Origin of the sequence: Bradyrhizobium archetypum (assembly GCF_013114835.1) — a bacterium.
Classification (GTDB): Bacteria; Pseudomonadota; Alphaproteobacteria; order Rhizobiales; family Xanthobacteraceae; genus Bradyrhizobium; species Bradyrhizobium archetypum.
This window is the reverse complement of record NZ_JAAVLW010000006.1, coordinates 499,810-524,260: the sequence shown is the minus strand read 5'-3', so window position 1 is coordinate 524,260 and position 24,451 is coordinate 499,810. Positions and strand designations below refer to the sequence as shown.

At 63.6% G+C, this 24,451-nt stretch carries 23 protein-coding genes; 19 read left to right on the top strand and 4 right to left on the bottom strand.

Annotated elements, in window-relative coordinates:
• The first annotated feature begins 40 nt into the window (after nt 1-40).
• Nucleotides 41-832: an IclR family transcriptional regulator domain-containing protein gene (locus tag HCN50_RS22700; protein WP_171711970.1), complete on the top strand. Its 792-nt coding sequence runs from the start codon at nt 41-43 to the stop codon at nt 830-832.
• Nucleotides 833-1,175: 343 nt separating this feature from the next.
• Here HCN50_RS22700 and HCN50_RS22695 read toward each other — a convergent pair whose 3' ends face one another.
• Nucleotides 1,176-2,117: a helix-turn-helix transcriptional regulator gene (locus HCN50_RS22695; RefSeq protein WP_311968119.1), complete on the bottom strand. Its 942-nt coding sequence runs from the start codon at nt 2,115-2,117 to the stop codon at nt 1,176-1,178.
• 91 nt (nt 2,118-2,208) lie between these two features.
• On the opposite strand from HCN50_RS22695, the gene HCN50_RS22690 reads away from it, so the two are divergent.
• The 6 genes from HCN50_RS22690 (at nt 2,209) to HCN50_RS22665 (ending at nt 8,889) form a co-directional block, all read left to right on the top strand.
• On the top strand, nt 2,209-3,753 hold the full coding sequence (locus HCN50_RS22690) for a benzoate-CoA ligase family protein (protein WP_171711966.1): 1,545 nt from the start codon (nt 2,209-2,211) through the stop codon (nt 3,751-3,753).
• A 100-nt stretch (nt 3,754-3,853) separates the two neighbouring features.
• Nucleotides 3,854-4,672: an alpha/beta fold hydrolase gene (locus tag HCN50_RS22685; protein ID WP_171711964.1), complete on the top strand. Its 819-nt coding sequence runs from the start codon at nt 3,854-3,856 to the stop codon at nt 4,670-4,672.
• A gap of 30 nt (nt 4,673-4,702) precedes the next feature.
• A complete protein-coding gene (locus HCN50_RS22680) occupies nt 4,703-5,221 on the top strand; it encodes a DUF309 domain-containing protein (RefSeq protein ID WP_171711962.1) in 519 nt (172 codons plus the stop codon).
• A gap of 108 nt (nt 5,222-5,329) precedes the next feature.
• Nucleotides 5,330-7,030 (top strand): 2,3-epoxybenzoyl-CoA dihydrolase, encoded by a 1,701-nt coding sequence (gene boxC / locus HCN50_RS22675; protein WP_171711960.1) that lies wholly within the window; start codon nt 5,330-5,332, stop codon nt 7,028-7,030.
• Between the two features lie 111 nt (nt 7,031-7,141).
• Complete coding sequence (boxB, locus tag HCN50_RS22670; protein WP_171712076.1) at nt 7,142-8,578, top strand: benzoyl-CoA 2,3-epoxidase subunit BoxB; 1,437 nt, start codon at nt 7,142-7,144, stop codon at nt 8,576-8,578.
• A 26-nt stretch (nt 8,579-8,604) separates the two neighbouring features.
• Nucleotides 8,605-8,889: a hypothetical protein gene (locus HCN50_RS22665; RefSeq protein ID WP_171711959.1), complete on the top strand. Its 285-nt coding sequence runs from the start codon at nt 8,605-8,607 to the stop codon at nt 8,887-8,889.
• A gap of 137 nt (nt 8,890-9,026) precedes the next feature.
• On the opposite strand, the gene HCN50_RS22660 is transcribed toward HCN50_RS22665, so the two are convergent.
• Complete coding sequence (locus tag HCN50_RS22660; protein ID WP_171711958.1) at nt 9,027-9,827, bottom strand: SDR family NAD(P)-dependent oxidoreductase; 801 nt, start codon at nt 9,825-9,827, stop codon at nt 9,027-9,029.
• A 204-nt stretch (nt 9,828-10,031) separates the two neighbouring features.
• Entirely contained in the window at nt 10,032-11,090 is a 1,059-nt protein-coding gene (locus HCN50_RS22655; protein WP_171711957.1) for a polysaccharide deacetylase family protein, read from the bottom strand.
• Between the two features lie 166 nt (nt 11,091-11,256).
• Here HCN50_RS22655 and HCN50_RS22650 point away from each other — a divergent pair, with 166 nt between their 5' ends.
• The 10 genes from HCN50_RS22650 to phoB all read left to right on the top strand — a co-directional run bounded on the left by HCN50_RS22650 (nt 11,257) and on the right by phoB (nt 21,053).
• Nucleotides 11,257-12,651 (top strand): OmpA family protein, encoded by a 1,395-nt coding sequence (locus HCN50_RS22650; RefSeq protein WP_171711956.1) that lies wholly within the window; start codon nt 11,257-11,259, stop codon nt 12,649-12,651.
• A 2-nt stretch (nt 12,652-12,653) separates the two neighbouring features.
• Nucleotides 12,654-12,950, top strand: a complete 297-nt coding sequence (locus HCN50_RS22645) for a hypothetical protein (protein WP_171711955.1) — start codon at nt 12,654-12,656, stop codon at nt 12,948-12,950.
• Between the two features lie 280 nt (nt 12,951-13,230).
• Nucleotides 13,231-14,289 (top strand): lysylphosphatidylglycerol synthase domain-containing protein, encoded by a 1,059-nt coding sequence (locus HCN50_RS22640; protein WP_171711954.1) that lies wholly within the window; start codon nt 13,231-13,233, stop codon nt 14,287-14,289.
• Nucleotides 14,290-14,333: 44 nt separating this feature from the next.
• Complete coding sequence (locus HCN50_RS22635; RefSeq protein ID WP_171711952.1) at nt 14,334-15,635, top strand: ATP-binding protein; 1,302 nt, start codon at nt 14,334-14,336, stop codon at nt 15,633-15,635.
• Between the two features lie 138 nt (nt 15,636-15,773).
• The gene (pstS, locus tag HCN50_RS22630; RefSeq protein WP_171711950.1) at nt 15,774-16,784 is read left to right on the top strand and encodes a phosphate ABC transporter substrate-binding protein PstS; all 1,011 of its coding nucleotides are present in this window, start codon (nt 15,774-15,776) and stop codon (nt 16,782-16,784) included.
• A 108-nt stretch (nt 16,785-16,892) separates the two neighbouring features.
• Nucleotides 16,893-17,882: a phosphate ABC transporter permease subunit PstC gene (gene pstC, locus HCN50_RS22625; protein WP_171712075.1), complete on the top strand. Its 990-nt coding sequence runs from the start codon at nt 16,893-16,895 to the stop codon at nt 17,880-17,882.
• A gap of 1 nt (nt 17,883) precedes the next feature.
• Nucleotides 17,884-18,729 (top strand): phosphate ABC transporter permease PstA, encoded by an 846-nt coding sequence (gene pstA / locus HCN50_RS22620; RefSeq protein ID WP_171711948.1) that lies wholly within the window; start codon nt 17,884-17,886, stop codon nt 18,727-18,729.
• Nucleotides 18,726-19,547: a phosphate ABC transporter ATP-binding protein PstB gene (pstB, locus tag HCN50_RS22615; protein WP_171711947.1), complete on the top strand. Its 822-nt coding sequence runs from the start codon at nt 18,726-18,728 to the stop codon at nt 19,545-19,547. Before pstA ends, pstB begins: the two co-directional genes overlap by 4 nt.
• An 11-nt stretch (nt 19,548-19,558) precedes the next feature.
• Entirely contained in the window at nt 19,559-20,275 is a 717-nt protein-coding gene (gene phoU / locus HCN50_RS22610) for a phosphate signaling complex protein PhoU (RefSeq protein WP_171711945.1), read from the top strand.
• Nucleotides 20,276-20,348: 73 nt separating this feature from the next.
• Nucleotides 20,349-21,053 carry a phosphate regulon transcriptional regulator PhoB gene (gene phoB / locus HCN50_RS22605; RefSeq protein ID WP_171711943.1) on the top strand — a complete coding sequence of 235 codons (705 nt, stop codon included), beginning with the start codon at nt 20,349-20,351 and terminating at the stop codon, nt 21,051-21,053.
• Between the two features lie 175 nt (nt 21,054-21,228).
• On the opposite strand, the gene HCN50_RS22600 is transcribed toward phoB, so the two are convergent.
• On the bottom strand, nt 21,229-21,741 hold the full coding sequence (locus HCN50_RS22600; RefSeq protein WP_171711941.1) for a GcrA family cell cycle regulator: 513 nt from the start codon (nt 21,739-21,741) through the stop codon (nt 21,229-21,231).
• A gap of 507 nt (nt 21,742-22,248) precedes the next feature.
• Here HCN50_RS22600 and HCN50_RS22595 point away from each other — a divergent pair.
• Together HCN50_RS22595 and argF are read left to right on the top strand one after the other, a co-directional pair.
• Nucleotides 22,249-23,457, top strand: coding sequence for an aspartate aminotransferase family protein (locus tag HCN50_RS22595; protein ID WP_171711939.1), 1,209 nt, complete (start codon nt 22,249-22,251; stop codon nt 23,455-23,457).
• Nucleotides 23,457-24,383: an ornithine carbamoyltransferase gene (gene argF, locus HCN50_RS22590; RefSeq protein WP_171711937.1), complete on the top strand. Its 927-nt coding sequence runs from the start codon at nt 23,457-23,459 to the stop codon at nt 24,381-24,383. Before HCN50_RS22595 ends, argF begins: the two co-directional genes overlap by 1 nt.
• The last annotated feature ends 68 nt before the right edge of the window (nt 24,384-24,451 follow it).

The following is a 24,451-nucleotide window of genomic DNA, read 5'->3' as shown; positions in this document are numbered from 1 at the left end:
CGTAGGCTGGGCGTGAGGCAAGCGGATTATGGAGGCGGCGATGCCCAAGCTTAAGCGCGCGGCGGACGCAGACAACCGCGGCGCGACCGATTTCATCGAAAGCCTCGACCGCGGGCTGCGCGTGCTCGAAATATTTGGAGGCAGCCGCCAGCCGATGACGCTTAGCGACCTCGCCAAGGCGGCTGAGCTGCCGCGCGCGACCGCGCGGCGCATCCTTTTCACGCTCGAGCGCGCCGGCTTTGTCGCAAGTGACGGCAAGCTGTTCCGCCTGACGCCGCGCGTGCTGGCGCTGGCATCAAGCTATCTCGCCTCCAACCATGTCGTCTCGGTGCTGCAGCCGGCGCTTGATCGATTGTCCAGTGAGGCGCAGGAAATCTCGTCGATGGCGATCCTCGACGGCAACGACGTCGTCTTCATCGCGCGCGCCAGCCCGACGCGGATATTCTCGTCAGGCATCGATATCGGCTATCGCCTGCCGGCGTTCTGCACCTCGGTCGGTCGCGTCCTACTGTCGCGGCTCCCGGATGACGAACTGGCCGCCGCGCTGGAACGGATGGAGCTTACCCCGCTGACGCCGTTTACCGTGACCGACAAAAAACGGCTGCTGAAGACGATCATCGCCGATCGCGCACAGGGCTATTCGCTGGTCGATCGCGAAGCCGAGCCGGGATTTCGTTCGGTCTCCGTGCCGGTCCGCCGCTATGACGGCGCAATCGTCGCCGCCATCAATATGGGCGCGCATGTCGACCGCGTCTCCGCCGCCGAGATGGTCGAGCGCTTCCTGCCGCGATTGCGCGACACCGCGGCCTCGGTCAAGTCGCTGCTGGTGTGATGGGAGCAACGTCATCTCCATCGTCATTGCGAGCGAAGCGAAGCATACATCCGTTATGCGGCGATCGCGGTCACTTCCGCCGGCATCATCCCGCTCAGCATCGCGCCGTTCCGCCGTAATAGACGCGGCTTCTCGGGTGTTGACGGCGCTCCAGCATGATTGTCCCCCATGCGTTTAACGCTTTGGTAACACCCCTATAGGATGTATTGCAGTCGTCACTCGCATGAAAATTGTGCAGCTGGTTAACGGTAGCGCTAGCTTTCGGATGCAACCACAACCGCGCGCCCTCGGCCGGGCCGAAGACAGGCGTTTACCGATAGCGCCCTCTTAACTTAAAAAGAAATCAGGAGACCGCGCTACGCAGGCCGAATGCGTGCTTGTCGTGGAGTACGGGCGTCACCGCATCGCTTAAGCGCGCAGCCGCCGCGTCGACGGAAAGCCCTGCGGTGTCGACCACGGCGGAGGCGCGGGCGTAGAGCGGCTCGCGGCTGATCAGGATGTTGCGCAATTCGGCCATAGCGGAGCGATCGTCCGCCATCGGGCGCAGATCGCCCTGGCCGCGGACACGGGCCATGTGCTCTTCCGGATCGGCCTTGATCCAGATCGTGTAGAACGACGACAGGATCAGATCGAAGGTCAAAGGCTCGGAGACGATGCCGCCGCCGGTTGCCAGCACCATCAACTCCTTTCGCGCCAGCAATTGGCTCAGCGCCGCCTGCTCCATGCGGCGAAAGCCTTCCTGGCCGTAGAGTGCGATGATCTCGGCGACGGACAGGCCGTTCTGCGCCTCGACCTCCTTGTTGAGCTCGACGAACTTCCAGCCGATTTTCTTGGCGAGCATCCTGCCGAGCGTGGATTTGCCGGCGCCGCGCAGGCCGATCAGCGCGATGCCGGAGAACGAGATGCGCCGCTGCGCCGCCGCACCGCCGCCGGCGAGTGCATCCTTGGCTTGCGCGATCTGCGCAGGCGTTGCCTTGCGCAGGAGATCGCGGATAACAGCCCAATCGGGCGCCGGCTCGGCGGACGGAATCAGGTCCTCGAGATGGGCGCCCATTGCATTCGACACGCGCCTGAGCAGCACGATCGAGACATTGCCCTTGCCGCTCTCGAGTTGCGCGATGTAGCGCTCGGAAATTCCCGATACCTTGGCCAGCACCTTTCGCGACATGCCGCGAAGGGCGCGCATGGTGCGCACACGCTGGCCGAGCTGCTCGAGAAATCCGGATTCGGGGTTGCTGGCCTCGGTCATTTGCCTCGTTCGGCGCTGCCCATGGAGTGGCGGTATTTCGGAAACATAATGCCGATGAGGATTGACAGCAAGCGGCGCCAGTGTCTTTGTATGAATTATAATTCTTAAAAGCTCAGGGAGAAGCGTCGTGAGCGGCACGTCCGGTTCGTACAATGCGGTGACCTGGCTGCTTGATCGCAATGTCGACGATGGCCGCGGGGCCAAGCTTGCCTTCACCGATACGGTCTCCGAACTCACCTACAGCGAGCTCCAGCGGCAGACCCGCCGCGTCGCCAACATGCTGCGCCGGCTCGACGTCCGCCGCGAGGAGCGCGTGGCGATGATCATGCTGGATACGGTGGATTTCCCGTGTGTGTTTCTCGGCGCGATCCGCGCCGGTGTCGTACCGGTGCCGCTCAACACGCTACTGACGTCGGAGCAATATGCCTACATTCTCGGGGATTGCCGCGCGCGCGTGCTGTTCGTCTCCGAAGCGCTGTTGCCGGTCGTCAATGACATCATCACGCGCATGCCCGATCTCGAGCACGTGGTCGTGTCGGGCAAGGACGCGCACGGCCACAAAAGACTCTCAGACGAGCTCGCACGTGAAAGCGACACGTTTGCGACCGCCGCGACGCATCCCGACGAGCCGGCGTTCTGGCTCTATTCGTCCGGCTCGACCGGCATGCCGAAGGGCGTGCGGCACCTGCACTCCAATCTGGCCGCGACGGCGGATACCTATGCAAAACAGGTGCTCGGCATCCGCGAGGACGATGTCTGCTTATCAGCAGCAAAACTGTTCTTCGCCTATGGCCTCGGCAACGCAATGACCTTTCCGATGTCGGTCGGCGCTTCCACGGTCCTGCATACCGACCGGCCGACGCCGGCTGCGATGTTTGCGCTGCTGAACAAATATAACCCGACCATCTTCTACGGCGTGCCGACGCTGTTCGCCGCGATGCTCAACGACGAGACGCTGAAGGACGCCCGCGCCGGCAATCGCTTGCGCATCTGCACCTCCGCCGGCGAGGCGCTGCCGGAATCGGTCGGCAACGCGTGGAAGGCGCGTTTCGGCGTCGACATTCTCGACGGCGTCGGCTCGACCGAGCTGTTGCACATCTTCCTGTCGAACGCGCCCAGCGACATCAAATACGGTTCGTCGGGACGTCCGGTACCCGGCTACAAGGTGCGGCTGGTCAATGAAGCGGGCAACGAGGTTGCTGACGGCGAGGTCGGCGAACTCCTGGTCGATGCGCCCTCGGCCGGCGAGGGCTACTGGAATCAGCGCGCCAAGAGCCGCTCGACCTTCGAAGGCCATTGGACTCGCACCGGCGACAAGTACGTCCGCGATGCTGATGGCCGTTACACCTTCTGCGGACGCAGCGACGACATGTTCAAGGTCTCCGGCATCTGGGTTTCGCCATTCGAGGTCGAGAGCGCGCTGATCACCCACCCGGCCGTGCTGGAAGCCGCCGTGGTGCCCGAGGCCGACAGCGAAGGCCTGCTGAAACCAAAAGCCTTCGTCGTGCTGCGCGCCGGCGCCAAGACCGATGGTCTGAATGAGGCGCTGAAGGAGCACGTCAAGCAAAAGATCGGCCCCTGGAAATATCCGCGCTGGATCGACGTGGTGGACAGCCTGCCGAAAACGGCGACGGGGAAGATTCAAAGATTCAAGCTGCGGGAACATAATTGATGTCGTCATTCCGGGACGCGCGATAGCGCGACCCGGAATCTCAAGATTCCGGATCGGCTCGCTTCGCGATCCGTCCGGAATGACGGAGCAAGATTAGCACATGACCACCCTTACCCCCTCAGGCTTCCTCACTGTTGGCGCCTCGCATCTCGAATACCGCATGATCGGCCCGTCGCCCGAGAGCGCACCTACCATCGTGATGCTGCATGAGGGCCTCGGCTCGGCCGCGCTGTGGGGCGACTTTCCCGACAGGCTGCAGGCCGCGACCGGCGCCGGCGTGTTCGTCTATTCGCGCGCCGGCTACGGCGCATCGACGCCGGTGAAATTGCCGCGGCCGCTCGACTACATGCATATCGAAGCGCTCGACGTGCTGCCGAAGCTGCTCGACAAGATCGGCTTTCGCCGCGGGCTTCTGCTCGGTCATTCCGATGGCGCCTCGATCGCGGCGATCTATGCCGGTTCGCATCAGGATCACCGCGTGCAGGGTCTCGCGCTGATCGCGCCGCATTTCATCGTCGAGAATATTTCGATCGCCTCGATTGCGCAGATCCGGACCATCTATGAGACCACGAATCTGAAGGGCAAGCTGTCGCGCTGGCACCGCCACGTCGATAACGCCTTCTATGGCTGGAATGACGCCTGGCTCGATCCCGATTTCCGCAATTGGGATATTTCCGAATATCTCGCCTATATCCGCGTGCCGATCGCGATCGTGCAAGGCGTCGACGACCAGTACGGCACGATGCGCCAGGTCGAGATTGCCAGGGACGAGTGCTACTGTCCGGTCGATGTGACTGTGATTCCGGGCGCGGGACATCAGCCGCATCGCGAAGCGCCGGAGGCGACGCTCGATGCGATCACGGAATTCGCAAAGGCGCTGTTGCATGCCGATGACGGCTCGCAAGGACGCGCCGCGTAACGCATCTTCGCCTTGCGGGACGGTGCCCCGATGAGTGCGCCGCCATCAGGCGCCGGCAATCTGCCGCTGCCGCGATGGGCTTATGTGCCAGGCGTGTCCGAGAAGGCCGGGGCCGATTACGAAACCCTGATGCAGATCGCAGCTTTGGTGCCGCCGCGCTTCCAGGGCTACGTGCCGGCGCGCCACCCGGCGCTGCGCTACGGCATCATGCTCAACGACCGCGGCTACTTCTGGGAGGCGCAGGAGATCCTGGAAGCGGTGTGGGCGGCGGCGCCGCAGGGCGGCCGCGAACGGATATTGCTGCGCGCCTGTATCCTGATCGCGACCGCGAATTTGCGGCTGCGCATGCAGAAGCCGCATGTCGCCGCGCGCATGCTAGGGGAGGCGCTTGGCGAAATCGACGTGCTGGGGATGCGGAATGCCGGTGGCCACGGCTTTGCCGATAGCTTTCCGGTCGCGCGCCTCGCGGCGCTCATCAAGGCCAAACTGGCCCGCCCGCAGCTTGCCGTGACCGATTGGGTGACCCTCGCGGCTGCCGGCCGAACATGAAACAAAATGCATGTTCCAGCGTTTTCGACTAGACTCGTTCGAAAACATGCATTATTGTGCATCTAATTGATCAAGTCTGAATCAGAGAAAACGACAGAGGGTGGCCCAATGGCTGGTGAAAAGCCCGGTGAAGATCGCGTGCTCGCAGGCGGCGCGAAATACATCGATTTTCAAACCGAACCATCGCGCTACCGGCACTGGAAGCTGGCCGTCGAGGGCGAGGTCGCAACGCTGACGATGGATGTCGACGAGAATGCCGGCCTGTTCGAAGGCTACCAGCTCAAGCTGAATTCCTACGACCTCGGCGTCGACATCGAGCTCGCCGACGCCGTGCAGCGGTTGCGCTTCGAGCATCCCGAAGTGAAAGTGGTGGTGATGCGCTCGGGCAAGAACCGCGTGTTCTGCGCCGGCGCCAACATCCGCATGCTGGCCGGCGCAACCCACGCCCACAAGGTCAATTTCTGCAAATTCACCAACGAGACCCGCAACGGGATTGAGGATTCATCCGAGAATTCCGGCCAGCGCTTCATCACCGTCGTCAACGGCACCGCGGCCGGCGGCGGCTATGAGCTGGCGCTCGCGACGGACCACATCATCCTCGCCGACGACGGCGCCGCCGCCGTGGCGCTGCCCGAAGTACCGCTGCTCGCGGTGCTGCCGGGCACCGGCGGGCTGACGCGCGTGGTCGACAAGCGCAAGGTGCGCCGCGACCATGCCGACTTCTTCTGCACCATCGAGGAAGGCATCAAGGGCAAGCGCGCCGTCGCCTGGCGGCTGGTCGACGAGATCGCGCCGAACAGCAAGCTCGATGCCAAGGTCGCCGAGCGCGCCAAGGCGTTCGCCGCCGCCTCGAAGCGTAACGGCAGCGGCAAGGGGATCACGCTTACGCCGCTCAACCGCATCATTGATGACAGCGGCATCCGCTACGGTTTTGTCAACGTCGACATTGACCGTGCCGCACGCATCGCGACGATCTCGATCAAGGCGCCGGAAGCGGCGCCGCCGGCCGATATCGACGGCCTGATCGCGCAAGGCGCCGCGTTCTGGCCGCTGCAGGTGGCGCGCGAGCTTGATGATGCGATCCTGCATTTGCGCATCAACGAGCTCGGGATCGCGATGCTGGTGTTCAAGTCGCACGGCGATCCCGCCAATGTGGTGGCCTGCGACGCCTTCCTCGAAGCCAACAAGGCGCACTGGCTGGTCAATGAGATCAGGCATTACTGGAAAAGGGTGTTGAAGCGCATCGACGTCACCTCGCGCACGCTGGTGACGCTGGTCGAGCCCGGCTCCTGCTTCGCCGGCACGCTCGCCGAACTGGTGTTCGCCGCAGACCGCTCCTACATGCTGATCGGCTCGCGGCAGGGCGACAACCGACCACCGCCGGCAATCCAGCTCACCGCGCTGAATTTCGGTCCCTATCCGATGAGCCACGGCCTGACCCGGCTGCAGTCGCGTTTCCAGGCCGATCCGTCCGACCTGGAGCGCGCGGAAGCGACAATCGGCAAGGCGCTCGATGCGGAGGAAGCCGAAGAACTCGGCCTCGTCACCTTCGCGCTCGACGACATCGATTGGGACGACGAGGTGCGGGTGTTCCTGGAGGAGCGCACGTCCTTCTCGCCCGACGGCCTCACCGGGATGGAAGCCAATCTGCGCTTCGTTGGCCCCGAGACCATGGAATCGAAAATCTTCTCGCGCCTCACGGCGTGGCAGAACTGGATCTTCCAGCGCCCCAACGCGGTCGGCGAAGACGGCGCGCTGCGCCGCTACGGCACCGGCCAGAAGGCGCAATTCGACATGACGAGGGTTTAAGGGGGCGAATAGCGAATAGGGAGTGGCGAATAGTTGCCCTTCTTCCCATTCGCTACTCGCCATTCGCTATTCGCTAAACACCCCCAAACACGGGAGGCCCCAATGAACTACATGAACGTCGACTATTCGACCAAGATTCCGAACAATGTGAATCTCAGCGAAGATCGCCAGGTGCTGAAAGCCCTGGAGGGCTGGCACCCCGGCTACATGGACTGGTGGGGCGACATGGGGCCGGAAGGTTTCCAGCAGTCGCTGGTTTATCTGCGCACCGCCTATTCGGTCGATCCGCGCGGCTGGGCCAAGTTCGACTATGTGAAAATGCCAGAATATCGCTGGGGCATCCTTCTTGCTCCCCAAGAAGAAAATCGCGTCATTCCCTTCGGCGAGCATTACGGCAAGCCGGCTTGGCAGGAAGTCCCCGGCGAATACCGCGCCATGCTGCGCCGCCTGATCGTGATCCAGGGCGACACCGAGCCAGCTTCCGTCGAGCAGCAGCGCCATCTCGGCAAGACTGCGCCCTCGCTCTACGACCTGCGCAACCTGTTCCAGGTCAATGTCGAGGAAGGCCGCCATCTCTGGGCGATGGTCTATCTCTTGCAGAAATATTTCGGCCGCGACGGCCGTGAGGAGGCCGATGATTTGTTGCGCCGCCGCTCCGGCGATGCGGACTCACCGCGCATGCTCGGCGCCTTCAACGAGGCGACGCCGGACTGGCTGTCGTTCTTCATGTTCACCTATTTCACCGACCGCGACGGCAAGATGCAGTTGCACTCGCTGGCGCAATCCGGCTTCGATCCGCTGTCGCGCACCTGCCGCTTCATGCTGACCGAAGAAGCCCATCATATGTTCGTCGGCGAGAGCGGAATCACCCGCGTCGTACAGCGCACTTGCGAGGCGATGAGGGAAGCCGGCATCACCGATCCCACCGATATCGCCAAGGTGCGCGCGCTCGGCGTCATCGATCTTCCGACGATCCAGAAGAAGCTGAACCTGCATTATTCGCTGTCGCTCGATCTCTTTGGCTCGGAAGTTTCGACCAATGCGGCGAATGCCTTCAACGCCGGCATCAAAGGCCGCTACAAGGAGACGCAGATCGACGATGATCACCAGCTCAAGAACGCCACCTATCCGGTGCTCAAGCTGGTCGACGGCGTGATCAAGCGCGTCGACGAGCCGGCGCTGACCGCGCTCAACATGCGGCTGCGCGACGATTACACGCAGGATTGCGTCAAGGGCATGCTGCGCTGGAACAAGGTGATTTCGACAGCCGGTTATCAGTTCAAGCTGACGCTGCCGAACGTCGCGTTCCATCGCCAGATCGGCGAGTTCAAGGATATCAATGCCACTCCCGAGGGCGTGCTGATCGACGACGCCACCTGGAACAAACGCAGGAGCGAATGGTTGCCTTCGTCGCAGGATGGCGACTTCATCGCCTCGCTGATGAAGCCGGTGACCGAAATCGGCGCATTCGCTTCCTGGATATCGCCGCCGAAAGTTGGCATCGACAACAAGCCCGGCGATTTCGAGTACGTGAAGATCGAAAGCTGAACCACCCCTTCATCGGGGAGCAGTAGATGGACCCCGATCAGGACCTTGCAGCAATGAACCGCGACCAACTGGTCGCGGAGGTGAAGCGCCTCAGGGCCGGCATCCGCGCGCACCGCGACAGCACCGGTCACGATCTATGCTGGCACCATCCCGATCTCTGGGGATTGCTGCCCGAGCGGGTCACGCCTGAAGTAGCCGTCCCGCCCTGGCCGAAATTCCTGCGCGGCTGCCTGCGTTACCGCGAAGCGCTGGAGCGCGAATTGTCCAACGCGCCGAAGGCGGATTACGAATACGGGGAGAAAGAGACGTGAACTCCCGTCGCCCCGCCCCTGAGCCGGGGCCCATAACCACCGGGCGCCGTTGTTTTGGCATGGCGTCTGCCATCGCACCCAATTGATGCATCACGCGGTATGGGTCCCGGCGTTCGCCGTGACGACGCTGGTTTTGACTATCCCGCAATCTCACTTCCCGCTGTGGCGTAAACCACGCCGCCATCGACGGCGATCGTGTTGCCAACGACATAGTCGCCCGCCCGCGAGGCGAGGTAGATCGCAACACCGGCCATATCCTCGTCGGTGCCGATGCGCCGCGCCGGAACGCGCTTGGCCACCGCATCGGACTGGTCGCGTGCTGCGCGGTTCATGTCCGATGCGAAGGCGCCCGGTGCGATCGCCGTGACGTTGATGTTGTCCTTGATCAGCTTGGCCGCCATGCGCCTCGTCAAATGGATCACCGCGGCCTTGCTCGCGGCATAGGAGTAGGTCTCCGTCGCGGCGACGAAGATGCCGTCGACCGACGCAATGTTGATCACCTTGGCCGGCCGTTCGGCCGAGGCCGCCGCGCGCAGCGGCTTCGCCAGCGCCTTGGTCAGAAAGAACAGCGATTTGACGTTGAGGTCCATCACTTTGTCCCAGCCGCTTTCCGGAAACTCGTCGAATTCCGCGCCCCACGCCGCGCCGGCATTGTTGACGAGGATGTCGAGCTTCGGCTCGAGTTTGATGATTTCGCCGGCGAGCTTGTCGCAGCCCGCGACGGTGGAGATATCGATCGGCAGCGCGATGCATTCGCCGTCATAGGCGGACGAGAGTTCTTTGGCGGTCGCTTCGCAGGGACCGGCCTTGCGCGCGGTGATGTAGACCTTCGCCGCGCCCTGCGCGAGAAAGCCAGCCGCGATCATCTTGCCGATGCCGCGCGAGCCGCCCGTCACCAGCGCGATCCGGCCATTAAGCGAGAACAGATCCTTGAACATTGCTTTCCTCCATTGTCTTGCGGAGGTTTTGGGCGGGGGGACGGTGCGAGTCAAGGACGCCAATTTTCGTCCTCCCTGCGAACGCAAGGACCCCATAACCACAGGACTTCGTTGTTATGGCGAACTGTCGCTCCAGCTACGTGCAACAACTGACATTTGGGGTTAGGGGTCCTTGCGTTCGCAGGGACGACTGGTGGAAAGATTTCAGGCCGCGTCGATACGACGAAAACCGTTCCACATCGCGGTGGCGGCGCCGGAGGTCAGGACCGGGAGGATACGCGCGTCCTGGTAGTTGCCGTTGAGCGAAACCCGCTGCAGCGCGGTCAGGTGATCGGCGCTTTCCGGGAAGATCATGCCCGGTCGTGTCGTCACCGCGGTCTTGAATCCCGCCGCCTTCGCCAGCGCGAATTCGCGCCGGCCAGCCGCGACCCGGTCGCCATAGGGATAGGCGAGATGACGTATCGGGCGCTGCAGCGCCGCTTCGATCCGCGCGCGGCTCTCAGTCAGTTCGAACGAGGCCATCTCTTCGCTCTGCCGCGCCAGGTTGCAATGCGTGATCGTATGGGCGCCGACCGTCACGAGCGGATCGTCCGCGAACGCCTTCAGTTCTTCCCAGGACATGCAGAGCTCGCGGGCGATCGAAGTCTCGTCCACCTCATGCCGCGTGCAGAGCGCCGAGATTTCGCGCTGCAGGTCGTGCTCGGTCGGCAGTGAACGCAACCAGTCATGCATGCGGTCGAAGGCCGCCTGCTTGGCCGCCGGCGTCGAGGTGTCGAGCCGTGTCTTGGTGCCGCCGACCAGGGCTTCGATCGAAGAAGCCTTGGCGATCGCCCGTTCCAGCGCGACCCACCACAACCGTCCGGTGCCTTCAGCGAAATCGCTCGTTGCGTAGACGGTGAGGGGCGCGTCAAATTCGCGCATCACGGGTAAAGCGTAATCGCGGTTGTCGCGATAGCCGTCATCGAGGGTGAAGCAGACGAAGCGGCGCGCGAAATTGCGCTCGTGAAGCCGCTGATGCACCTCGTCCATGGTGACGATGTCGACATCGAGCGTACGAAGGTGCGCCAGCATTGCCCGCAGGAATTCCGGTTCGACTTCGAGATGGTGGTTGGGCTGAAACTCGCCGTCACGGCGGGGGCGGACATGGTGCAGCATGAAAATGGCGCCGACACCTGCGAAGATCGGTCGCAGCAGGTAATGCGCTCCGGAGAAGTACAGCGCTTCCAGTCCGGCGCGGATGACGGTGTTGCGAAGCAGTTTCATTGAGGTGCGGGGCTGCCCGGTTATTTACGGGCAGAAATTAGCGAAAGATCGCTGAAGAAACTGTTAGCCGGGCTAATTTCGGAGCTCTTCGGCGCCTGCGACATTTCGGGTTTGACAGCCTCGCAAGGGTTTGTTTTCTCTCGGTCCGGACCCTGCGGGAACTCGAATGCACGGACTTTTCAGGTGGAGTGGCAAATGGTGGCCGGGCATCATTCCTTTGGTCATCTTCTGGGCTATCGCGGCCTGGACCAGCACTGAACCGCTGGAAGCCGATCTGGCGCAGCGTTCGGTCGCAGCCCTCAAGGATACCGTCCTCGACAAGAGGCGAATATCGGTCGCAGGCCGCGACGTAACGCTTGCCGCGGATGCTTTCTCGGCAGACGGCCGGCAGAGCGCGGTGGCGTCGGTGGAAGCGGTGCCGGGCGTGCGGCTGGTTAACGATGAAACCAGGCTCGTTCCCGAGGCCAAGCCATTTGTCTGGTCGGCCGAGCGCGATGTCGTCCGGGTGACGCTATCGGGCAGCTCGCCGCTGCCGGCCAGCAAGGGCCGGCTGATGGAGGCGGCCCGCGCCAATCTCGGCGGCGTCGAAGTGGTCGACCGGATGAATCTGTCACGCGGTGCGCCGCCGCGTTTCGACGATGCCGCGCTGTTGCTGCTCGACCAGGTCGGCAAGCTGAAGGACGGCAAGATCACGCTGTCGGATACCAGCGTTACCCTGTCCGGCATGGCGCGCGAGCTCGGCGGCCGGGAAGCCATCGCCGCGGCGCTGAAAAATCTGCCCGAGGGCTATTCAGTCGCGGCCAACGACATTAAGGCGCCACCATACATCTTCCAGGCCTACAAGGATCCGGTCGCGGTGACGCTGACGCTGACCGGCAATGTGCCTGATGGCAACGCCCATGCTGCGCTCGTGGCGGCGGCGGGACGCAAGTTCTTTCGCGAAAAGGTCGTCGACAACCTGAAGGAGAGCATCGGCGCGCCATCAGGCTTCGCCGCCGCAGTGGTGCCTGCGCTCGGTGCGCTGTCGCGGCTGTCAACCGGCACGCTCGTCGTGACCGACCGCGAGGTGACGCTGTCGGGCGATGCGCTCTATGAAAACGCCGCCAGTCAGATCCGCGCCGGCCTTGGCAAAGATTTTCCGCCACGCTGGCAGTTCAAGCCGGAAATCTCGGTCAAGCCGCCCGCAGCGCCGGTGGATGCGACGGTCTGCCAGCAATTGTTCACCGAGCTGCTCGGCAAGGCCCGGATCCGTTTCGAGCCGGGCAAGGCCGACATCGTCGCGGATTCCGCAGGTCTGCTCGACCGGCTGATCGAAACGGCGCTGCGCTGTCCGACCGCCAATATCGAGATATCAGGACATACCGATAGCGACGGCGACGAGGGGGCCAACCAGGCGCTGTCCGAGAGGCGGGCGCAGGCGGTCGCCGACTACCTGGTCAAGGCGGGATTGCCGGCCAACCGGTTCAGCGCGGTCGGCTACGGTTCGACACAGCCGATTGCGGGTAACGATAACGATCAGGGCAAGGCGCAGAACCGGCGCATCGATTTCGTGGTGAAGTGAGCATGGCCTATCTGACCACATTCTACTGGGGCTGGCTGGTGGGGTCGGTGCTGCTCGGCTTTGCCATGGGCTGGATATCCGTGGTTCAGCGCGGCAAGGGTGTCTCGCGGAAACTGCGGTGGTGGCTTTCCGCCCTGGTCGCGGCGCTGGTCGCGGCCGCCTTCGGGCGCGTGGTGCCGGGCCGTTTCGGCTACTGGCTCGATCTCGGCCTGATCATGTTCGCGCTCTATCTCTGCGGCTGTGCGGTCGGATCATGGTTGCGCGACTGGGTGGTTTCGCGCAGCGCGCCGTCGGCCTGACCGCGCCATGATCCGGCCAGCGTCACCGCCATCATTGTCACGGGTTGTTGACCGGTCGCGGCTATGGTCCGGAACCGGCATGGGGTGGCGGGAAAGCAGCAAAAGCTTGCTGCCGCCGTCATCAACTGTGCCTAATATGTTGAAGAAACGCGTTTTATTCTCGTCAGGCGAATTCCACTGCGGCCCAAAACGCGCTACCAGAAAGGCGAGGGAGCAGCGTGGCGTCGCCGGCGGGGTTCACGCCACTGTCGTCGTCGCAGAAGCGCAATTCGAGGTGTAGATGCTGGAAGCAATACGCAGGGCGATCTCGTTTCTGCGCCAGAAGCAGGTGCTGCACAAGCTCGGGGTCTTGATCAGCATCACGGTCATCGCCGTTGCGTGCTACGTCCTCTATCACATGCTTCGCGGCATCGACGCCAATGAGGTGATCGACGCCATCAAGGGGACCGAGCCGCGCCAGATCGCGCTGGCGGCCCTGTTCGTGGCGGCAGGCTATTTCACGCTCACCTTCTATGACTGGTTCGCCGTCCGTGCCATCGGCCAGCACCATGTGCCCTATCGCATCAACGCGCTGGCCGCCTTCACGTCCTATTCGATCGGGCACAATGTCGGCGCCAGCGTCTTCACCGGCGGCGCGGTCCGTTACCGGATCTATTCGGCCTGGGGGCTGAACGCGATCGACGTTGCCAAGATTTGCTTCCTGGCCGGGCTGACCTTCTGGCTCGGCAATGCCGCGGTACTGGGACTGGGCATCGCCTACCACCCGGAAGCCGCCGCCTCGATCGATCAGCTTCCGCCCTGGCTCAACCGTGTCGCGGCGTTCGGAATCATCATCGCCCTGGTCGGCTATGTCGCCTGGGTCTGGGCCCAGCCACGCAGTGTCGGCCGCGGACCGTGGACGGTGACACTGCCGGGCGGCCCGCTGACGCTGCTGCAGATCGCCATCGGCATCGTCGATCTCGGGTTCTGCGCGCTGGCGATGTACATGCTGGTGCCGGATGAGCCCCAGATCGGCTTCGTCGTCGTCGCGGTAATCTTTGTCTCCGCCACGCTGTTGGGATTTGCCAGCCATTCCCCGGGCGGGCTCGGCGTTTTCGACGCCGCCATGCTGGTCGGCCTCTGGCAGATGGACCGGGAGGAACTGCTCGCCGGCATGTTGTTGTTCCGCGTCCTCTATTATATCGGGCCCTTTGTCATATCTGTAATCTTGCTGACGCTTCGGGAGATTATCATCGGTGCGCGATCGAAGCGCCTGCGTCAACTGGCGCAGGCCGCCGAGCCCAAGCCGAGGCATGAGGCCGCCGTCTATGTGCGCGAGCGCGGAGACACGGGTGCCTGATGATGCGGCGGGCGCCTCGCGAATAGAGGAAGAAAGCCTGCACCATGGCGATAGACGATTCCAGCTCCTCCTCCTTCTTTGCACCGTGGCCGGACCGGCTGCGGCATTCGGCCATCATCCTGCTTGCCGCAGGCCTCGCCCTGTGCGCGCTGGTGCTGTTGGCCGATCTCTCGCTGGCACGTGCGGTGGCTGTCTTCATCTGCATCGCCGCCGCGGCGCTGGTGCCATGGCGGCTGCATGATGCCGTCAATTCCCGGGAGGATGTCCGCGCCGTCCGTCCGGTCGAGGCCCCCGCCGTCAGCGCGGTGGTTGCCGGCATGCCGGATCCGGCCGTGCTGCTCGACCGTGCCGGGCGCGTCATCCATCTCAATGCGGCGGCTGCCCAGCTCGCGCCCGCGCTGCGCAAGAACGAACTGGCGCAGTTCGCGCTGCGCTCGCCCGAGATCATCACTGCGCTACGCGAGGCGATCGCGACCAGTGAGCCGCGCCGGGCGACCTATCTCGACCAGGTGCCGGTCGACCGCTGGATGGAACTGATCGTCACGCCGGTGCCGGTGCCGACGCTGTTCGGTGGCACCGAGAAATGCATGCTGCTGACCTTCCACGACCAGACGCCGCTGCGGCGGGTCGAGGAGATGCGCGCCGATTTCGTCGCCAATGCCAGCCACGAATTGCGCACGCCGCTCGCCGCCTTGTCCGGCTTCATCGACACGCTGCAGGGCCCGGCCAAGGAGGATGCCAAGGCGCGCGAGCGCTTTCTCTCGATCATGCATACGCAGGCAACGCGGATGGCACGGCTGATCGACGATTTGTTGTCGCTGTCGCGGGTCGAATTGTCGGCCCATGTCCGGCCCGACGCCTGCGTCGATATCGTGCCGATCATTCGCCAGGTCGCCGACGGGTTGGAGCCGCTGGCGAAGGAGCGTCAGGTCGCGATCGAAATCGACCTGCCGGAGGCGCCCGTGACGCTGGCGGGCGACCGCGAGGAGCTGCTGCGGCTATTCGAAAACCTGATCGAGAACGCGCTCAAATATGGCGCGTCCGGCGGACGGGTGATCGTCTCCCTGACTGAGGCCACATCGAGCGAGGGCGCCCCGGAAGTCCGGGTCAAGGTCCGGGATTTCGGGCCCGGCATCGCGCCGGAACATCTGCCGCGGCTGACCGAGCGCTTCTACCGTGTCGACGTCGGCGACAGCCGCGCGCAGGGTGGAACCGGGCTCGGCTTATCCTTGGTGAAACATATTCTTAACCGCCATCGTGGCCGGCTTTTGATCGAAAGCGTGCCCAAAAACGGCGCCACTTTCACCGCCTGCTTTCCCCAGACCAAGCCCGTGACATCGGCTTAAAGTCTAGCGATTTCAGGCGGTTGCGCCTGTCATCCAACTGTCATCAAACCTTCGTAAAAGCTCTATCGACCGCCCCTACACGGGCGGCATGAGCGCGATCGGGCGCAACGGCGCTTCGCTCAGAAATGGAGATCAACCATGAATTTCGTCAGGACAATCGTCGCCGCCGGCCTGATCGCCGCGTCGACGTCGGCCTTTGCCGCCGATATCACCGGCGCGGGCGCCACCTTCCCCTTCCCGATTTATTCGAAGTGGGCGGACGCCTACAAGAAGGAGACCGGCAACGGCCTGAACTACCAGTCGATCGGCTCCGGCGCCGGCATCAAGCAGATCCAGGCCAAGACCGTGACCTTCGGCGCCACCGACGCGCCGCTCAAGCATGAGACGCTCGAAAAGGACGGCCTGGTGCAGTGGCCGATGGTGATGGGCGCGATCGTGCCGGTCGTCAACCTCGAAGGCGTCAAGCCGGGCGAGCTGGTGCTGTCGGGCGAAGTGCTTGGCGACATCTATCTCGGCAAGATCAAGAAGTGGGATGATGCCGCGATCGCAAAGCTCAATCCGAAACTGAAGCTGCCGGCCGACGCGATCACCGTGGTCCGCCGGTCCGACGGTTCGGGCACCACCTTCAACTTCACCGATTACCTGTCGAAGTCGAACGCCGAATGGAAGGCCAAGGTCGGTTCCGGCACCGCGGTCGAATGGCCGACCGGCGTCGGCGCCAAGGGCAATGAAGGCGTCGCCGGCAATATCGGCCAGACCAAGAATGCGATCGGTTACGTCGAGTATGCCTACGCCAAGCAGAACAAGCTGACCTATGCGGCGATGATCAACAAAGCCGGCAAGACCGTGCAGCCGACCATTGCAGCGTTCCAGGCGGCGGCTTCCAACGCCGACTGGGCCAAGGCTCCCGGCTACTACGTGATCCTGACCGACCAGCCGGGCGATGCTTCCTGGCCGATCACGGCGGCGACCTTCATCCTGATGCACAAGGATGCAACCGACAAGGCGGCGTCCCAGGAAGCCATCAAGTTCTTCAAATGGTCGTTCGAGAAGGGCGCCAAGATGGCCGAAGAGCTCGACTATATCCCGATGCCGGAATCGGTCGTCAAGCTGATCGAAAAGACCTGGAGCTCCGAGATCAAGAGCTGAGGCCTCGTTTCGCGGACGCGGTGCAGCGCCCCCGCGCTGCGCCGCATCCGGAGCACAAGACGGATCAAATAAGATCAAGTAAAGGTACAGGGGATCAGCGTGGCAGAGATGGCGGTTGAAAGCGACGTGATGGAAGCTGCCGGACCCTATGATCGCGCCCGGGCCCTCAGCGCTTTCAAGCTTGGCGATATCACCTTCTACTGGATCACGCGCCTCTGCGCGATCTCGGTTCTCCTCATCCTCGGCGGCATCATCATCTCGTTGATCGTCGGCGCCTGGCCCGCGATCCGGGAATATGGCGCGGCCTTTCTGTGGACACAGCGCTGGGCGCCGTCGGCCGATCCGCCGGTCCTGGGCGCGCTCGGTCCGATCTACGGTACGCTGATCACTTCCGTGATCGCGATGATGATCGCGATTCCCGTCGGCCTTGGCATTGCGGTGTTTCTTACTGAAATCTGTCCGCTTTGGCTGCGCCGCCCGATCGGGCTTGCCGTCGAGCTGCTCGCCGGCATCCCCTCGATCATCTACGGCATGTGGGGCTTCTTCGTGCTGGGCCCGTTCCTGGCCAACACGTTCCAGCCCTTCATGATCAGCGTGTTCGATGGCGTTCCCGTGCTGGGAACGATCTTCGGCGGTCCGCCGTCCTATCTCAGCCTGTTCAACGCCTCGCTGATTTTGGCGATCATGGTGCTGCCCTTCATCACCTCGATCTCGGTCGACGTGTTCAAGACTGTGCCGCCGGTGCTGAAGGAAGCTGCCTATGGCGTCGGCTGCACCACCTGGGAAGTCGTCCGCAACGTCGTCATCCCCTATACCCGGGTCGGCGTGATCGGCGGCATCATGCTGGCGCTCGGCCGCGCGCTTGGCGAGACCATGGCGGTCACCTTCATTATCGGCAATTCGTTCAAAATCCAGTCCTCGATCTTCGCGCCGGGCACCACGATCTCAGCCGCGATCGCTTCCGAATTTGCCGAGAGCGACGGGCTGCACCAGTCCGGCCTGATCCTGCTCGGCCTGCTGCTGTTTGTGCTCACCTTCTTCGTGCTGGCGGCCGCGCGGCTGATGCTGCTGCGGCTGGAAAAGAAGGCGGGGAACTGAGATGAACCCGATCTACGCTTCCCGCCGCCGCAACGACATCATCATCCGCGGCCTGTGCATGGGCGCCGCCCTGTTCGGCGTGACTTGGCTCGCGCTGATCCTGTTCACGCTGTTCTACAACGGCCTTTCCGGCATCAGCCTCGCCGTCTTCACCCAGGACACGCCGCCGCCGGGATCGACCGAAGGCGGCCTGCGCAATGCCATCATCGGCTCGATCATCATGACCGTGATCGGCGTCGGCATCGGCGCGCCGCTTGGCCTGTTCGCCGGAACCTATCTCGCCGAATACGGCAAGCACGATAAGCTCACTTCGGTGATCCGCTTCATCAACGACATCCTGTTGAGCGCGCCGTCGATCATCATCGGCCTGTTCATCTACGGCGCCATCGTGGTGCCGATGGGCGGCTTCTCGGCCTTTGCCGGCTGCCTCGCGCTCGCCGTGATCGTGATCCCCGTGGTGGTGCGCACCACCGAGGACATGCTGGGGCTGGTGCCCAACCCCTTGCGGGAAGCGGCGTCCGCACTCGGCCTGCCGCGCTCGCTGGTGATCCGGCGTATCGCCTACCGCGCCGCGCGCTCCGGCCTGATCACCGGTGTCCTGCTCGCCACCGCCCGCATCGCCGGTGAGACCGCACCGCTGCTGTTCACTGCCCTTTCCAACCAGTTCTTCAGCCTGAACCTGACCAAGACGATGGCGAACCTGCCGGTCACCATCAACAACTTCGTCCAGAGCCCCTATGCCTATTGGAAGGAGCTCGCCTGGAGCGGGGCCTTGTTGATCACGCTCACCGTGTTGGCCCTGAACATTGGCGCGCGCATTCTCGGCGCCGAGAGGACATCCAAATGACCGATCTTTCCGTATCCGTGAGTAACGCAGGCGGACCCGTTCCGCAGGTGGCGCTGCCCGAAGCCGCGCCCAAGGTGACCGCGCGCGGCCTCAACTTCTATTACGGCGAGCATCACGCGCTGAAGAACATCAACCTGACGCTCGGCACCCACCGCGTCACCGCCTTCATCGGCCCGTCCGGCTGCGGCAAGTCGACCCTGCTGCGCATCTTCAACCGGATGTACGACCTCTATCCCGGCCAGCGCGCGACCGGCCAGCTTCTGCTCGACCAGACCAATATCCTCGATCCCAAGCTCGACCTCAATTTGCTGCGCGCCCGCGTCGGCATGGTGTTCCAGAAGCCGACACCGTTCCCGATGACGATCTACGAGAACATCGCCTTCGGCATCCGCCTCTACGAGAAGATCTCGAAGTCGGAGATGGATGACCGCGTCGAGAAGGCGCTGCGCGGCGGGGCCCTGTGGAACGAGGTCAAGGACAAGCTGAACGCCTCCGGGCTCTCGCTGTCCGGCGGCCAGCAGCAGCGGCTTTGTATCGCCCGCACCGTGGCGGTGCGCCCCGAGGTGATCCTGTTCGACGAACCCTGCTCGGCGCTCGACCCGATCTCGACCGCCAAGATCGAGGAACTGATCCAGGAACTGTCGGAGGACTACACCATCGCCATCGTCACGCATAATATGCAGCAGGCGGCCCGCGTCTCCGACAAGACCGCCTTCATGTATCTCGGCGAGCTGATCGAATTCGACGACACCAGCAAGATTTTCACCTCGCCCCGCGATCGACGCACCCAGGATTACATCACCGGACGGTTTGGTTAAGGAGACAACAGATGGCTTCCGAGCACACCGCCAAGGCGTTCGACAGCGATCTTCAGGAGCTGACCCGTCTCGTCGCCGAGATGGGCGGGATGGTCGAGCGTATGATCACCGAATCCGTCGACGCGCTGGTCCGCCGCGACATCCCGCTCGGCAAGCGCGTCGTGGCAACCGACGTCGAGATCGATCGCCTGCAGCATCTGATCGAGGAGCGCGCGGTTCTGACCATCGCCCGCCGCCAGCCGATGGCGATTGACTTGCGCGAAATCGTCGGCGCCATGCGCGTCGCCACCGATCTGGAGCGGATCGGCGACCTCGCCAAGAACATGGGCAAGCGGGTCGCGGCGCTGGAGAATGATTTCCAGCCCTTGAAGCTGATGCGCGGCCTGGAACACATGACTGACCTGGTCCAGTCGCAGGTCAAGTCGGTGCTGGACGCCTATGCCGCGCACGATCTGCCGGCCGCGATGGCGGTCTGGAAGGGCGACGAGGAAGTCGACGCCATCTGCACCTCGCTGTTCCGCGAGCTCCTCACCTATATGATGGAAGATCCGCGCAACATCTCGTTCTGCATTCACCTGATGTTCTGCGCCAAGAACATCGAGCGGATCGGCGACCACGCCACCAATATCGCCGAAACCGTGTTTTACATGATCGAGGGCCAGCAGATGCTCGACAAGCGCCCGAAGGGCGACATGACGACCTTTGCCACCACGGTCCCCAATACTTGACAAAGCGTTTTCGAGCGAAGTGGAGATCGGTTCGCGTGAAGAAAACGCGTCAAACAGAAGAGGCAAGAGCAGAATGAGCGCGCGCATTATGGTGGTCGAGGACGAGGAAGCGCTCACCACGCTGTTGCGCTACAACCTCGACGCCGAAGGCTATGAGGTTGAAACCGTCGGCCGCGGCGACGATGCGGATACGCGGCTGAAGGAGCGCGTGCCCGATCTCGTCGTGCTCGACTGGATGCTTCCGGGCCTGTCAGGCATCGAGCTGTGCCGTCGGCTGCGGGCTCGGCCCGAGACCAAGCAATTGCCGATCATCATGCTGACCGCGCGCGGCGAGGAGAGCGAACGGGTGCGGGGGCTTGCGACCGGTGCCGACGACTACATCGTCAAGCCGTTCTCGGTGCCCGAACTTCTGGCGCGGGTGAAGGGCCTGTTGCGGCGGGCGAGCCCCGAGCGGCTCGCCACCGTGCTGACCCATGGCGACATCGAGCTTGACCGCGAGAAGCGCCGCGTCGCGCGCTCGGGACGCCAGATTGATCTCGGCCCGACCGAGTACCGTCTGCTGGAGTTCTTCCTCGAACATCCCGGCCGCGTCTTCAGCCGCGAGCAGTTGCTCGACAGCGTCTGGGGTCGCGACATCTATATCGACGAGCGCACCGTCGACGTGCACATCGGCCGTCTGCGCAAGCTGCTCAACCCCGGCCGCGAGCAGGACCCGATCCGCACCGTGCGCGGCGCCGGTTATGCGCTGGATGATCGGTTTGCGAAGGTGGAGCCGTAGCGCGCCGCAGCTATCTTGGCAAGCTCCCCTGTCGTCCTCGCGAACGCGAGGACCCATCACCCAAATCTCGATGGTAAAAAGCGCTGGAGCCCCAGCGAGGCATAACCACTGACATCGGCAGTTATGGGTCCCTGCGCTTCGCAGGGACAACGGCGTTGAGATAATCCCGTGCGCCTTACCTGGTCGTCTTCGGCTGCTGCCTCCGCCGGTCGGCGGCGGGCTGGTAGGCGATGCGGGAGTGATGTGCGCAATAGGGCAAGCCGGTGAGCGCCTTGCCGCCGCAGAAGAAGAATTCCGGGCTCGCGGGATCGCCGACCGGCCAGTGGCAGGTGGCTTCGTTCAGTTCGAGCAACGAGAGCCGCTGGCTCATCGGCACCACATTGTCGAAGGCGATCGGATCCGGCTCCATCTCGACTTCGAAGGCGTGCGCCAGCGCCGTGTTGCCGCGCGAGACGGGGCGCGACACCCGCATCATCTGTTGCGCGGCCGGGCGGGCCTTGCGCTGCCGTGGAGCTGCCGAGGAGGGGCTCTTGGCACGGCCGGACAGGCCCAGCCGGTGCACTTTGCCGATCACGGCGTTTCGCGTCACATTGCCAAGTTCCGCGGCGATCTGGCTTGCCGACAATCCGGCTTCCCAGAGCTTTTTAAGCTGCTCGACGCGATCGTCGGACCAGGTCAAAACCGTCATCGTAATCTTCCCTTCGCATCGCGCCGGCCAATCGGGGGCAGCGCGGGCGATGTCATTCGTCTCAAAAATCCCTGCGGTCAGAATCCCTTAGCCCTCGCCGGGCGCGGCATGAGCGCCCGAACGTTTACGCTTGCACAAAAGGACTCTAAGGGATCAGAACCGCCGCACGAGATGTCGTACCCGACAACCCAAAGGCTACAATATGGCGTGACTCGGGCGCAAGAGTCCGGGCCCGAACGTCCACATGTTCTGACATCTAGGCATTTCACTGCGTGTTTTCCACCACACCGCAATCCTACGGATTTCAGGCATCTTGCGGTGCAGGAAGGGCCGTTCCGTGGCGTGTTGACAGCGCTCCCGGCCCACATAGAATGCTTCTCACGTGCCGCCCTTAAGAGGCGGCACGTTTCGTTTTCGCAAGACCGGCTGCTGCCGCCTTCGCGCCTCAGCACGCGTGTGCTCCGCGGCAGGTCTTAAAAAGCTGGTCTCAAACCCTCTGTGATTGCCATGACCAATAGCGCCACGTCGCATCTGCTCCCCGTCTTCGCCAGGGTCGATCTCGGCTTCGAACGCGGCGAGGGCTGCTGGCTGACCGCCACCAATGGCGAGCGCTATCTCGACTTCACCTCGGGCGTGGCGGTGAACGCGCTGGGCCACTGCCATCCGCATCTGGTCACGGCGCTGCAAGAGCAGTCGACGAAGCTCTGGCACATGTCGAACCTGTTCAAGTCGCCCGACGGCGAGAAGCTCGCCGCGCGGCTTTGCGAGCAGAGCTTTGCTGACCTCGTGTTCTTCTGCAATTCCGGCGCCGAGGCGATGGAAGGCGTGATCAAGGTGGTGCGCCGCTATCACGCGTCGAAGGGGCATCCGGAGCGCTACCGCCTCGTCACCTTCGAAGGCGCGTTCCACGGCCGCACGCTGGCGACGCTCGCCGCTACCGGCTCCGCCAAATATCTCGAAGGGTTTGGGCCGCCGATGGACGGTTTCGACCAGGTGCCGCATGGCGATCTCGGCGCGGTGAAGAAGGCGATCGGCCCGCAGACCGCAGGCATCCTGATCGAGCCGGTGCAGGGCGAGGGCGGTGTGCGCTCCGCGCCGCAGGCTTTCTTCAAGGCGCTGCGCCAGCTCTGCGACGAGCACGGCCTGTTGCTCGCATTCGACGAGGTGCAGACCGGCATGGGCCGCACCGGCGATCTCTTCGCCTACAAGCGCGTCGGTGTGACGCCGGATGTGATGTCGCTGGCAAAAGCGCTGGGTGGCGGTTTCCCGATCGGGGCGGTGCTGACGACAGCAGAAGCCGGCGCCGGCATGACGCCGGGCTCGCACGGCTCGACCTTCGGCGGCAATCCGCTGGCGATCGCGGCCGCCAACGCCGTGCTCGATGTGATGCTGAAGCCCGGCTTCTTCGACCATGTGCAGAAGATGTCACTGCTGCTGAAACAGAAACTGGCCTCGGTGGTCGATCGCTATCCCGCCGTGCTCTCGGAAGTGCGCGGCGAGGGGCTTTTGGTCGGCGTCAAGGCCGTGGTGCCCTCGGGCGATCTCGTCAATGCGCTGCGCGACAAGAAGCTCTTGACGGTCGGCGCCGGCGACAACGTCGTCCGCTTTTTGGCGCCGTTGATCGTGAGCGAGGCCGAGATCGATCAATCCATCGAGATGCTCGAGCGTGCCTGTGTCGCGCTATCGGGCGCGCAGTTGAAGAAGGCGGCGGGATGATGAGCAAGTCCGTCCGTCACTTCCTCGACATCAACGAATTGCCGCTCGCCGAATTGCGCAACATGCTGGCTTTGAGCACCGCCATGAAGGCGAAGCTGAAGGCGCACGAAAAGGGCAAAAGGCCGCTCGAAGGCAAGACGCTGGCGATGATCTTCGAGCGCCCCTCGACCCGCACGCGGGTATCGTTCGACGTCGGCATGCGCCAGCTCGGGGGCGAATCCATCATGCTGACGGGTGCGGAGATGCAGCTCGGCCGCGGCGAGACCATCGCCGACACCGCGCGCGTGCTGTCGCGCTATGTCGATGCGATCATGATCCGCATCCTCAACCACGATGCGCTGCTGGAATTGGCCGCGCACGCCACCGTGCCCGTTATCAACGGGCTGACGCGGCGCTCGCATCCCTGCCAGGTGATGGCCGACCTGATGACCTTCGAGGAGCATCGCGGGCCGATCGAAGGCCGCACCGTGGCCTGGACCGGCGACGACAACAACGTGCTGGCGTCGTGGGCGCATGCGGCCGAGCGTTTCAAGTTCAAGCTCAATGTCGCGACCCCGCCGCAGCTCGCGCCGAACAAGGCGATGCGCGACTGGATCAAGGCGACGCAGGCGCCGATCGTGCTCGGCACCGATCCCGAAGCCGCGGTCCGCGGCGCCGATTGCGTCGTCACCGACACCTGGGTCTCGATGGGCGACAAGGACGGCGAGCACCGCCACAATGTGCTCAAGCCCTACCAGGTCAACGCCAAGCTGATGTCGCTCGCCAAGAAGGATGCGATCTTCATGCACTGCCTGCCCGCGCATCGCGGCGAGGAGGTCACCGACGAGGTGATCGACGGTCCGCAATCGGTCGTGTTCGACGAAGCCGAAAACCGACTGCACGCGCAAAAGGGCATTCTGGCCTGGTGTTTTAACGAAGTGGCGTAGGTCGCTCCACTTGCGTTCCCCGGACGCAGCGCAGCGCGGAAGCGGTGCGCTGCAGAGCCGGGGTGTAT

What these genes read in the sequence shown, in the direction of transcription:
- HCN50_RS22665 (WP_171711959.1), top strand. Translation starts at nt 8,605, where the DNA reads ATGGACCCCGATCAGGACCTTGCAGCAATGAACCGCGACCAACTGGTC.
- HCN50_RS22635 (WP_171711952.1), top strand. Translation starts at nt 14,334, where the DNA reads ATGGCGATAGACGATTCCAGCTCCTCCTCCTTCTTTGCACCGTGGCCG.
- HCN50_RS22645 (WP_171711955.1), top strand. Translation starts at nt 12,654, where the DNA reads ATGGCCTATCTGACCACATTCTACTGGGGCTGGCTGGTGGGGTCGGTG.
- HCN50_RS22640 (WP_171711954.1), top strand. Translation starts at nt 13,231, where the DNA reads ATGCTGGAAGCAATACGCAGGGCGATCTCGTTTCTGCGCCAGAAGCAG.
- HCN50_RS22595 (WP_171711939.1), top strand. Translation starts at nt 22,249, where the DNA reads ATGACCAATAGCGCCACGTCGCATCTGCTCCCCGTCTTCGCCAGGGTC.
- phoB (WP_171711943.1), top strand. Translation starts at nt 20,349, where the DNA reads ATGAGCGCGCGCATTATGGTGGTCGAGGACGAGGAAGCGCTCACCACG.
- boxB (WP_171712076.1), top strand. Translation starts at nt 7,142, where the DNA reads ATGAACGTCGACTATTCGACCAAGATTCCGAACAATGTGAATCTCAGC.
- pstS (WP_171711950.1), top strand. Translation starts at nt 15,774, where the DNA reads ATGAATTTCGTCAGGACAATCGTCGCCGCCGGCCTGATCGCCGCGTCG.
- pstC (WP_171712075.1), top strand. Translation starts at nt 16,893, where the DNA reads ATGGCGGTTGAAAGCGACGTGATGGAAGCTGCCGGACCCTATGATCGC.
- phoU (WP_171711945.1), top strand. Translation starts at nt 19,559, where the DNA reads ATGGCTTCCGAGCACACCGCCAAGGCGTTCGACAGCGATCTTCAGGAG.
- HCN50_RS22680 (WP_171711962.1), top strand. Translation starts at nt 4,703, where the DNA reads ATGAGTGCGCCGCCATCAGGCGCCGGCAATCTGCCGCTGCCGCGATGG.
- pstB (WP_171711947.1), top strand. Translation starts at nt 18,726, where the DNA reads ATGACCGATCTTTCCGTATCCGTGAGTAACGCAGGCGGACCCGTTCCG.
- boxC (WP_171711960.1), top strand. Translation starts at nt 5,330, where the DNA reads ATGGCTGGTGAAAAGCCCGGTGAAGATCGCGTGCTCGCAGGCGGCGCG.
- argF (WP_171711937.1), top strand. Translation starts at nt 23,457, where the DNA reads ATGAGCAAGTCCGTCCGTCACTTCCTCGACATCAACGAATTGCCGCTC.
- HCN50_RS22685 (WP_171711964.1), top strand. Translation starts at nt 3,854, where the DNA reads ATGACCACCCTTACCCCCTCAGGCTTCCTCACTGTTGGCGCCTCGCAT.
- HCN50_RS22650 (WP_171711956.1), top strand. Translation starts at nt 11,257, where the DNA reads ATGCACGGACTTTTCAGGTGGAGTGGCAAATGGTGGCCGGGCATCATT.
- HCN50_RS22660 (WP_171711958.1), bottom strand. Translation starts at nt 9,827, where the DNA reads ATGTTCAAGGATCTGTTCTCGCTTAATGGCCGGATCGCGCTGGTGACG.
- HCN50_RS22600 (WP_171711941.1), bottom strand. Translation starts at nt 21,741, where the DNA reads ATGACGGTTTTGACCTGGTCCGACGATCGCGTCGAGCAGCTTAAAAAG.
- pstA (WP_171711948.1), top strand. Translation starts at nt 17,884, where the DNA reads ATGAACCCGATCTACGCTTCCCGCCGCCGCAACGACATCATCATCCGC.
- HCN50_RS22655 (WP_171711957.1), bottom strand. Translation starts at nt 11,090, where the DNA reads ATGAAACTGCTTCGCAACACCGTCATCCGCGCCGGACTGGAAGCGCTG.
- HCN50_RS22700 (WP_171711970.1), top strand. Translation starts at nt 41, where the DNA reads ATGCCCAAGCTTAAGCGCGCGGCGGACGCAGACAACCGCGGCGCGACC.